Raw genomic sequence first — 10,502 nt, 5'->3', positions numbered from 1 at the left:
AACTTCTGGTTATGCCGAACGGTGCCAGCGACGATGGCACCGTTCGGCACAATGAGACCTGGGTGTTCAGCCGCCGCCGCAGAGCCTACGGCACCGAGCACACGTCGCCGCTCAGCCGCAGCGAGAGCGCATCGAGCGTCTGGGCCTGCCCGCTCAGGGTCACGCTCAGCGCATCTGTCAGCACGCCTGCCGAGTCAAGCTTCCCATACATACGGGTTGCGCCGTCGTCGCCCCTGTAGAACAGGTAGGCCTGGATCTGGTAGTCGCCCGCAGGCACCGCCGCGAGCTGGTAGCCCAGCTCGCCGGTGGCCGGGTCGCGCGTGATCGGCGCGACGTACGAGCTGCCCGTGCTGTCGCTCGTCAGAGTCACCTCGCCCAGGGGCGAGACACCATCCGGCAGATGGGTCGCGTCGATGCTTGTGACCCAGCCCGCCGCCACTATCGGCCGGCAGGTTGCGGCCTGAGACAGCGCGCGGCTGTAGATCGTGTCGATAATCGCATCGACATTGGTCGTGCCATCGGCGTAGGTCTCTAGCGACGGGGCGGGGAAGAAGTAATCCGTCGAGTTGGTGGGCACCCCGTCGCGCAGGCCGGTGGTGGGGACACTCGACAGCGCCACCACATACACGTCAGTCGGGCCGTGCAGGCTGCTCGTGAGGTAGGTCTGGCTGACATTGATCATCTGGGTGATCGGCCGGTCCCACCCATTGTACATCCCGCCGACATCGGTGGTCTGGCACGCGGCGCTCTCAACGACGAGGCTCCCCAGCTTGTAGCAGTAGCTCCCACTGGGGTAGGTGTTGAAGCTGCTCTGGCCACCCAGAAGGTTGGACGCGGTCACATCGAGGAACTGGTTCGAGACCCCGTCAGTGACGAAGATCACATGGTTCTCGTAGGTGTAGGTCTGCCCGTTGTACTCCACCGTGGGCGGCGCGGCTGCCAGCATCAGGGCCGCCCGGTAGAGCCCGGCCGCCCCGTTGGTGCCGCCCATACTGCGGTAGTTGCCGTAGCTGTTATTCGCGCGCTCGATGAAGTTGATGGTGCTCGTGGGGTTGTTCGAGAAGCCCTGCGCATTGCCCGCCGGCACACTCTCATTAAACCAGACCACCGCCATCTGGTCGTCCGGCCGGGTTGTGCTATAGCCAGCATTACTAGGCATGTTGGTGAGCCGCACCAGCCGCTCCAGTGCCTTCTTCGCCACGTAGATCCGCCGCTCACTTTCGGTCTGCCACCAGTAGTTTATGCCAGTGGCCGTCACCTCCACCGGAGGGGAGCCGGGCGGGCCATTGGCGCACTGCTTGATACTACCGGTGTTGCTGCACTGCCCATTGAAGTTAGCGCTCATCGAGCCGCTCGCATCGAGTATCACCAGGTAGCGGTGGGGTGAGCGGGAGTCTGGAGTTATCGCGTATTCCGGCACGAGCCGCACCGTCCCCGTAACTTGGTGCGAGCCGCTGATCACCGTTGGGGTCGCCGTTGGGCTTGATGTCGCCGTTGGGCTTGATGTCGCCGTTGGGCTTGATGTCGCCGTTGGGCTTGATGTCGCCGTCGCCGCCTTCACGGTGGCGGTCGCGGTCGCGGTCGCGGTGGCGGGTGGCGGGGCCGGGGCTGGGGCAGTTGGGCAGCGAGGCGCAGCGCCGACCGCCGCATGCCCCACATTGGCCGACGGCGCGCCCGCAACCACCACCAGCGGCAGGTAGACACAGTCACCGGACAGGGTGGGCGCAGGCGTGGCCCCCGCGCCGGAGCCGGCCATAGCGATCAGCGGAAGGATCAGCGCAAGCAGAGCCGGAGCGAGCCGAAGGAGATGGCGCATGGGGAGTGCTCCCAGGTAGAGATGTACGGTATCCGCACCCTATCATACACGCCAGGAAACCGGCCATCCAGGCCCGAAAAGATGACAATGAGTTTAAGTTAGAATCCGACCTCCACAATCGTGCGCGCGCTGCGATCCTGGAAGAAGCCGACGCCGTCCTGGATGAGGCCGACATAGAAGCCCATCTTCGTCTCGCGCTGGAGGATCACCACCTGGCCGACGACATCAACCTCCTCGCCGGGAATGAGCCAGTCCTCGACGCCGGGCACCTTCCACTGCTCGGGCGGCTTCGGCGAGAGCGCCCAGCGGAAGGGGTAGCGCTTCGGCCCGCCGCCGCTGTTCGCGTCCCAGTCGAGCCCAACGCGCCAGAAGCCGCCGGCCTGGGCGGTGTAGCGCCCGCCGTCGACCGAGGAGAAAACATCGTCGGTGGTGTACCGGTAGCCGCTGGGCGGCCCGTAGGTGCGGATGGGCACCGTGCCAGTGTTCTTCACCCGGATCGTCACCGTGAGCACCCCGCCGAGCATCAGGCGCTGCGGCGCGATGCTGGCGTAGACGATGCGCGCCTCGGGCTGGCCGACATCCTCCAGGGTGATCTGACCCTCGCGCCGCACCAGGTTGCCGTAGTCATCCTCGGCCTGCACCGTGTAGGTGTAGACGCCCGAGGGCAGCAGCGAGCCGTTGGGGCGCTTGCCGTTCCAGACGTGGTGCTGCTCGTACGGCCCCTCATCCTCGCGCGTCACCACCGGGATGCTCTCGCCCGTCGGCGCGGTGATGTCGATGTTCACCGTGGCGCTCACCGGCAGCCGGTAGGTGATCTCGGTCACATCATTCACCGCGTCGGCGTTGGGCGAGATCGTCGCCGGCGAGACGAGCAGGTTCTGCACGTCGGGGATGGGCAGCTCGCTGCCGGTGATCTCCAGGGGCAGCCGCCGCTCCTCGGGGACGCCGCCGCTAGCCTGGGCGGCCACCACCAGCGTGTAGACCCCAGGGGGGAGCAGCCGGCGCAGCAGCACCGGGTCGCTCGTCGGCACCGTCCCATCGAATCGCAGCACATAGGGGTCAGAGCTGGCGCTGCGCGGCTGGCCGCGCCGTAGGTCGTAGCGCGCGCCGGCCGCGTCGAGCAGGTACACATCAACCGTCGCGTCGCGCCCGACGATGTAGCTAACCGTCAGGGGCTGGTCGGTCTCCGACGGGGCGTAGCTGCTCGCGCTGGCCTCCACCGCGCCAAGGGCAGATCCACCGGAGCAGGCCACGAGCAGCAGGGCGCAGGCGAGCAAGGCCAGGCCCAGCATGGCGCGGGTGAGTATGGTCACAGAAGAAGAGATATCGTTCATAGCGGCGGCATCCTACCAGCAGATCCGCCCGGGCGCAAGTAGGGGCGCAGCAGTAGGACGCTGCGCGCAGCGTCCTACTGCTGCACCCCTACTCCGGCACCGGATGCGCCTGCGCCGCCCGCCGCTTGCTCGTGGCCCGCCCGCCGGCCAGCGAGGGGAGGATCGCCAGCAGGGCCAGCCCGGCCGCCACCCGCATCGCCGTGTCGAAGCCGCCGGCCAGGACCGGCGGGGCGGCGGCGGTGATCGGCTCGATCGGCGCGCCGTTCAGGGCGATCACCCGCGAGGACCAGACCGCCCCGGCCACCGCGATCCCCGCCGTCTGGCCGAGGGTGCGCATCACCGCCAGCAGCCCGCTGGCCACGCCGAGGGCCTCGGGCGGCGCGCTGCCGAACACCGTGCTGTTGTTCGGGCTCTGGAACAGCCCCACGCCGACCCCCAGCACCATCAGGAAGGCCAGCATCTGGGCCACCGGCGTGTCGGCCCTGGTGAGGCTAATCCCGCCGAGGCCGACGGCCGCGACCGCCAGGCCGCCGATCGTCAGCATGCGCGGGCCGATCCTGTCGGAGAGCCGCCCGCTGAGCGGCGAGGTGAGCGAGAGCGCCAGGGGCAGAGCCATCAGGTAGAGCCCGGCCTGCTGGAGCTCGAAGCGGTAGACCAGCTGGAGGAAGAGCGGGGTGAGCAGCAGGTTGAAGGCCAGGCCAATAAAGAGGATGAAGCCGGCCAGCAGGTTCAGCGAGAAGGCGGCGCTGCGGAAGATGCGCAGGTTGATCATCGGCTGCGGGAAGCGCAGCTCCCAGGCCAGAAAGCCGGCCCCGGCCAGGGCGAACAGCCCGAGCAGCAGCAGCACCCGCAGATCGCCCCAGCCCCAGCTCGGCCCCTCGGTGAGCGCCAGCAGCAGCCCGAAGATCGAGGCCATCAGCAGCAGCGCCCCGCCCACATCGAAGACCTGCCCGCCCGCCGAGCGCGAGTCGGGCGCCAGGTAGCGCAGGGTGAGCCAGGTGCCCACGATGCCCACCGGCACATTCACATAGAAGATCGCCTCCCATCCGACGTAGCGCAGCAGGATGCCGCCGAGGGCCGGGCCGATCAGGATGCCGAGGGCGACGAACGAGCCGTTGGCCCCCAGGGCCGTGCCGCGCTCGCTCGGCGGGAAGGCCGTCACCAGCAGCGCCGGGCCGGCCGACTGGATCATCGCCGCGCCGACGGCCTGCACCACTCGGAACCCGATCAGCGTGCCGACATTGGGGGAGATGCCGCAGAGCGCCGAGGCCAGGGTGAAGATCACAAATCCGGCCACATAGACCCGCCGCTTGCCGATCATATCGCCGAGGCGGCCCATCAGCAGCAGCAGGCATGTGAGCGTGAGCAGATAGGAGAGCACCACCCACTCGACGACGTTGAGGTTACTTCCGAAGGCGGCGACGAGGGTGTTGAGGGAGATGTTGACGATCGAGCCGTCGATCGTTGAGAGCAGGACACCGCTGCCCACAGCGGTCAGCGCCCACCACTTCCGCGAATAGTCGACCACAGGGGCTCCTTCTCATCGAGGTGTTGCCCCTATTGTATCACCCCGCGCCGACGTCGCGACGACACAAAAACGGCGCGCCCCGCACTCAGTGCGGGGCGCGCCGGACAACAGGTGGGAGGAATAAACTAGCCGCCCAGGCCGCTGTTGATGCTGCTGAAGACCTGGCTGACCTTATTGCCCAGCAGGGTCAGGATACCGATAACAACAATAGCGATGAGTACGAGGATAAGAGCGTACTCGACGAGGCCCTGGCCCTCTTCCTTAGCGAAAAAGCTACGAAGCATTGGAGTACTCCTGTTCGTCGAAGTGATCTGATTGATAGCGTTGTGCCGACGATAGGTTCGACGAGCGAACGGATCTAGCCGCCGAGGCCGCTGTTGATGCTGCTGAAGACCTGGCTGACCTTGTTACCCAGCAGTGTCAGGATGCCGATGACCACGATGGCGATGAGCACGAGGATAAGGGCGTACTCTACGAGGCCCTGGCCCTCTTCCTTAGCGAAAAAGCTACGAAGCATGTGTTTTCACCTCCCTTCCGTTGTGGATGTTTTGTAGGTGTTCCCTACACAAAGCAGTATAGGGCGTGGGTCAGTTCAACTCAATAGCCTCATGGTACCAATAAATGGAAGTACTGAGCTTGCCCACAGCCGTCTAAAAAACGTAACATGGCACGCCGCTATAGCTGGCGCGTTATTTACTACGAACAATCGTATACATGAGAGCCACAAGCCACAGCAATGCCCAGATAAAATATCATTAAGAGAGAGGGGGGGGCGCTTGCGTGCGTTTTTCAGCGCAATTGGCACAAAAGCAGAAGCGTGATGCGTGATCCGAGAGGGCGAATCACGCATCACCGAGCGCCTGAGGTTAGGGCATGGGGATGGCGGCGGCGATACGCGTGCCGCGGCCGATCGCGCTCTCAATATTAAACTCGCCGCGCAGCAGCGCCTCGACCTGCTGGCGCATGCCGGCAATGCCCATGTTCTTGCGGGCGTTGGCGCTGGCGAGCATCTCATTCACGTGGAAGCCACCGCCATCGTCCTCGATCAGGATCTGGAGTATGCCGTCGGTCACATCGAGCAGCAGGCGCACCTGGTTCGCATTTGCGTGGCGGACCACATTATTGAGCGCCTCCTGGACGAAGCGGAAGATCGTCACCTCATAGTGGCTGGGCAGGCGCTGCTCCAGGTTCTGGATCATCAGGTTGATCTCAAGGTTGTTCTTCTCGCCGAGCTGGGCCGTGTAGCGCCGCAGCGTCGGCACAAGCCCGAGATCGTCCAGGGTCATCGGCCGCAGGTCGAAGATGAAGCGGCGCGTATCCTGGAGCGTCGTATTGATCGCCGTCTTCAGTCCCGTCAGCTCAGATCGGGCCTGGTCGAGGTCGCGGTCGATCAGGCGCTGGCAGATCTCGGCGCGCAGGACGAGGTTGCTCATCGACTGGGCGGGGCCATCGTGCATCTGCAATGAGATGCGCAGGCGCTCATTCTCCTGCGACTGGATGATATTGGCGATCATCGTCTGGGTGTCGGCCTCGCCGCCGCTCGGGCTGCTCGCCCCTCCGTTGCGCATCGCGCCGACGGCATCATCGAACAGTGCGATCACCTCGCCGAGCTGCGCATAGCGGGCCTTGAGCATATCGCGGCGGCCCTGCATCTGCTCCAGCTGGGCGCGCATGATCTGGAGGCGCATCTGCACCTCCTGGGCTGCGGCGAAGAAGTTCTTGATCTCTTCTTTGCTGTACTTGTCGAGGTTGACCTCAAGGTCGCGCACGCGGTTAGAGACAGACATCTCGCGCTGGCCGAGCTTATCGACCTCGCCGCTGCTCTGCCGCACCAGCGTCTCCACCTCGCTCATCTCGCGGCGGGTGCGCTCCTGCTCCTCGCGGTAGCTATCGCGCGCCTGCTCGATCTTCTGCATGAGGTCGTCGCCTGCCACGTTGCACCCCTTCTCTCGTACGATTGCAGATTGCAGATTGCAGATTGTAGACTGCAACGCTTGACGCCATTATATGCGCGGCGAGGCGCAGCCGCAACAGGCCGGGGGCGGCTGCGCCGCCCGAGGATCTTGTATGCTGCTGCGGACATGCGGTCCGCAGCAGCATAGAGACATTACAGCTTCAGCTGGCCCTTGAGGAAGCGCAGGGCCGTCTCGGCGAGGATGGCCGAGCCGGTGGGCAGACAGCGCTCGTCTATGTCGAAGATCGGCGTGTGGTGGGCGCGCACCACGCCGTCGCCGATGGCCGCGCCGAGCATGAGCATGGCACCGGGGGCCTTCTGGCACATGTACGAGAAGTCCTCGGCGCCAAGCCCGGCGGGCGAGGGGTCGAGCGCGGCGTCGCCGAGGTACTCGCGGCTGACGCCCTGCATCCAGCCGGCCACACGCTCATCGTTCCAGCCGGCCGGGTAGCCCCGCGTCACCTTCAGGCGGTAGTCGCCGCCGAGGGCGCGGGCCACGCCGAAGGCCCGCTCGACCTCCTCGGCCAGCTTGGTCCGCACCTCCTCGCTATAGCTGCGCAGGGTGCCTTCCATATAGATCTCGGCGGGGATGACATTCGAGGCGTTGCCGCCGCGCACCACGCCGATGCTGAGCACGCCGGGCTGCACCGGGTCGAGCCGGCGCGACTTGATGCCATAGAGGGCGTTGATCACTGCGGCGAGCATAAGCACCGTGTCGGTGCCCTCGTGGGGCGCCGCGCCGTGGCCGCCGGTGCCGAGGATGCTGGCCTTGAAGTCATCCACGGCGGCCGATGTCCACCCGGAGCGGATGGTGACCTGGCCGAGCGGCAGGGTCGAGTCGACGTGGAGGGCGATCACGGCGTCCACGCCATCCATGGCGCCGTCGTCGATCATGCGCGGGGCGCCGCTCTTGCCCTCATCGTCCCAGGCCTCCTCGGAGGGCTGGAAGAGGAAGCGCACCCGGCCGCGCAGGCCATCGGCGGCGAAGCGCTCGCGCAGCAGGTGGGCCGCGCCGAGCAGCATGGCGGTGTGGGCGTCGTGGCCGCAGGCGTGCATCACCCCGGCGCTGCCCGAGGCGTAGGGCTGGCCGCTAGACTCGAGGATGGGCAGGGCGTCCATGTCGGCGCGGATGGCGATCGTCGGGCCATCGCCGTCGCCCAGGTCGCCCACCACGCCGGTGCGGCCGACGCCGGTGCGCACCGTGATGCCGCCGATCTCCTGGAGCGTGTCGGCCACCAGGGCGGCGGTGCGCGTCTCCTGAAAGCTCAGCTCGGGGTGGGCGTGGATGTCGCGCCGCAAGCGGATCAGCTCATCGGCGAGGGATCTGGCGCGATCAAGCATAAGAGGGCTCCTATGAACTATGGTGAAGGGCGGTCGCTGATAGGGATAAGTATACCATTCCGATAGGGGCGCGGGGCGGCTGCGCCGCCCCCGCAGTAGTTGTATATTGTGGGTGGGCGGCGAAGCCGCCCACCCACAATATACAACCGGATCTGGGGCTTCGCCCCAGGACGTTGGAGAAGCCCTGTGTCGCAGCCCAGAGCCAGGTGGGCGCGCTGGCACAGCGTGGTATAATACCCGAAGCATAACACTCAGAGCGGCAGAGCATACATCAGGGCAGATGCGGGCCAGGCCCGCAGGAGGAGGCAGAGGGCATGGAGCGGCGCGTAGTCGTCACCGGGATGGGCGCGGTCAGCCCGCTGGGGCTGGATGTGCCATCGCTCTGGCAGGGCGTCCTAGAGGCCCGCAGCGGCATTGGGCCGATCACGCTCTTTGACACGACCGGCTACGACACGCAGTTCGCCGGCGAGGTGAGGGGCTTTGACCCGACCCAGTACATGGATCGCAAGGAGGCCCGCCGGACGGACCGCTTCGTCCACTTCGCGATCGCCGCCGCCCAGGAGGCGCTGCGCACCTCGGAGCTGGCGATCACGGACGAGAATCGCGACGAGATCGGCGTCTTCTTCGCCAGCGGGATCGGCGGGATCGGCACGCTCAGCGAGCAGCTCGACGTGCTGCGCGCGCGCGGGCCGGGGCGGATCAGCCCCTTCCTCATCCCGGCGATGATCACGAACCTGGCCTCCGGCCACATCTCGATCATCAGCGGCGCCCGCGGCCCCAGCCTCTGCACCACCTCGGCCTGCGCCAGCTCGGCCCACGCCCTCGGCGAGGCCGCCGAGACGATCCGCCGCGGCTGGGCCAGGGCGATCATCGTCGGCGGCGCCGAGGCGACGGTGACGCCGATCGGGATCGCGGGCTTCAACGCCATGCGCGCCCTCTCGACCCGCAACGACAGCCCCGAGACGGCCTCGCGCCCCTTCGATGTCAGCCGCGACGGCTTCGTGATGGGCGAGGGCGGCGCCGCGCTCATCCTTGAGGACTATGACCACGCCCGGGCCCGCGGCGCGCGCATCCTGGCCGAGCTGGTCGGCTACGGTGCCACCTCCGACGCCGTCCACATCACCAGCGTGGACGAGGGCGGCGTCGCCCGCGCCATCCGCCTGGCCCTCAAGCACGGCGGCGTGCGGCCCGAGGAGATCGGCTATATCAACGCCCACGCCACCTCGACCCACGCCGGGGACCCGGTGGAGACGGCGGCGATCCGCACGGTGTTCGGCGGCCGCGAGGGCGCCCCGCCCGTTAGCTCGAGCAAGTCGCAGATCGGCCACCTGCTCGGCGCCGCCGGCGCGATCGAGTCGATCATCAGCATCATGGCGCTCCAGAACGGGATGCTGCCGGCCACGATCAACCTGAGCGACCCCGACCCGGAGTGTGACCTGGACTATGTGCCGAACACGCCGCGCCCGGCGCAGCTCGACGCGGTGATGAGCAACTCCTTCGGCTTCGGCGGCCACAATGTCTCGCTCGCCTTTCGCCGCGTAGCGCAGTGATCAGGGGAGGGCGTTAGCGCGCGCGATACACTCCCTAACGCCCTCTCTGCGACAGGCCCTTGGAAGATATACAGCAACAACTAGGCGTGCGCTTCACCGACGAGGGCCTGCTGATGCGGGCCTTTGTCCACCGCTCGTTCATCCACGAGCACCCGGAGCGCAACGGCATACGCGAGTCGAACGAGCGGCTTGAGTTCCTCGGCGACGCGGTGCTGAACTTCCTCACCGCAGCGTGGCTCTACGAGCGCTTCCCCGAGCGCACCGAGGGTGAGCTGACCCACCTGCGCGCCGCCCTGGTGAAGACGAACACCCTGGCCGGGTTCAGCCGCGAGCTCGACCTGAGCCGCCACATCAAGATCAGCCGCGGCGAGGATACGCCCGTCTCCCGCAACCGGCCCGCCCTGCTCGCCGATGTCTTCGAGTCGCTGCTCGGGGCGATCTTTCTGGACCAGGGGCTCGACGCGGTGCGGGAGTTTGTCTCGCCCTTCCTAGAGCGCCAGATGGCGGCGGTGCTGAGCGGGGCCGCCGAGATCGACTACCGCACCCGGCTTCAAGAGCGGGCCCAGAGCATCTTCAACCGCACCCCGGCCTACCGCATGGTGGGCGTGGCCGGCCCCGACCACGAGCGCGAGTTCACCATGGAGGTGACGATCGGCGAGGTGAGCTACGGGGTTGGCGTCGGGCCGAGCAAGCAGCTGGCCGCCCAGGCGGCGGCGAGAGAGGCGCTCGGCAGGCTCCAGGAGCCGGACGAAAGCCCTGACGATGTGCGTTGATGTATCTGCGCGGACTGTGATGCGGAGATCACGATGGGCAGACGGCTCTTTATCACTGGCGGGACCGGCTACCTCGGCGGCGCGCTGCTGAGGATGGCCGCCGGGCGCGGGTACACGCTCGGCGCGAGCTCCCTCAGCCAGCAGCCCCCCGACTCGCCCGGCGTCGCCTGGGCGCGACTCGATGTCCGCGACCCGCTGGCCGTCCG

9 protein-coding genes are annotated in these 10,502 nt (G+C 67.0%); 2 read left to right on the top strand and 7 right to left on the bottom strand.

Features of this window, described 5'->3' with window-relative positions; all coding sequences use genetic code 11:
* Positions 1-85 precede the first annotated feature (85 nt).
* The 7 genes from K2Z83_RS13700 to K2Z83_RS13670 form a co-directional block, all read right to left on the bottom strand.
* Entirely contained in the window at positions 86-1,816 is a 1,731-nt protein-coding gene (locus K2Z83_RS13700) for a hypothetical protein (RefSeq protein WP_220595751.1), read from the bottom strand.
* 98 nt (positions 1,817-1,914) lie between these two features.
* On the bottom strand, positions 1,915-3,150 hold the full coding sequence (locus tag K2Z83_RS13695) for a hypothetical protein (protein WP_220595750.1): 1,236 nt from the start codon (positions 3,148-3,150) through the stop codon (positions 1,915-1,917).
* An 88-nt stretch (positions 3,151-3,238) separates the two neighbouring features.
* Complete coding sequence (locus K2Z83_RS13690) at positions 3,239-4,678, bottom strand: MFS transporter (protein WP_220595749.1); 1,440 nt, start codon at positions 4,676-4,678, stop codon at positions 3,239-3,241.
* A gap of 125 nt (positions 4,679-4,803) precedes the next feature.
* Positions 4,804-4,962: a Flp family type IVb pilin gene (locus K2Z83_RS13685; protein ID WP_220595748.1), complete on the bottom strand. Its 159-nt coding sequence runs from the start codon at positions 4,960-4,962 to the stop codon at positions 4,804-4,806.
* A gap of 74 nt (positions 4,963-5,036) precedes the next feature.
* Complete coding sequence (locus tag K2Z83_RS13680; RefSeq protein ID WP_220595748.1) at positions 5,037-5,195, bottom strand: Flp family type IVb pilin; 159 nt, start codon at positions 5,193-5,195, stop codon at positions 5,037-5,039.
* A gap of 349 nt (positions 5,196-5,544) precedes the next feature.
* The gene (locus K2Z83_RS13675; protein ID WP_220595798.1) at positions 5,545-6,612 is read right to left on the bottom strand and encodes a sensor histidine kinase; all 1,068 of its coding nucleotides are present in this window, start codon (positions 6,610-6,612) and stop codon (positions 5,545-5,547) included.
* 173 nt (positions 6,613-6,785) lie between these two features.
* Positions 6,786-7,973 carry a M20 family metallopeptidase gene (locus K2Z83_RS13670; RefSeq protein ID WP_220595747.1) on the bottom strand — a complete coding sequence of 396 codons (1,188 nt, stop codon included), beginning with the start codon at positions 7,971-7,973 and terminating at the stop codon, positions 6,786-6,788.
* Positions 7,974-8,287: 314 nt separating this feature from the next.
* Between K2Z83_RS13670 and fabF the strand changes: the two genes are divergently transcribed.
* Together fabF and rnc are read left to right on the top strand one after the other, a co-directional pair.
* The gene (fabF, locus tag K2Z83_RS13665) at positions 8,288-9,523 is read left to right on the top strand and encodes a beta-ketoacyl-ACP synthase II (protein ID WP_220595746.1); all 1,236 of its coding nucleotides are present in this window, start codon (positions 8,288-8,290) and stop codon (positions 9,521-9,523) included.
* Between the two features lie 59 nt (positions 9,524-9,582).
* Positions 9,583-10,296 carry a ribonuclease III gene (gene rnc / locus K2Z83_RS13660; RefSeq protein ID WP_220595745.1) on the top strand — a complete coding sequence of 238 codons (714 nt, stop codon included), beginning with the start codon at positions 9,583-9,585 and terminating at the stop codon, positions 10,294-10,296.
* Positions 10,297-10,502 lie beyond the last annotated feature (206 nt).

This window comes from Oscillochloris sp. ZM17-4, assembly GCF_019599295.1.
Lineage (GTDB): Bacteria > Chloroflexota > Chloroflexia > Chloroflexales > Chloroflexaceae > Oscillochloris.
Note: the sequence above shows the minus strand (reverse complement) of the source record. Positions and strands in the feature narration are given on the sequence as shown.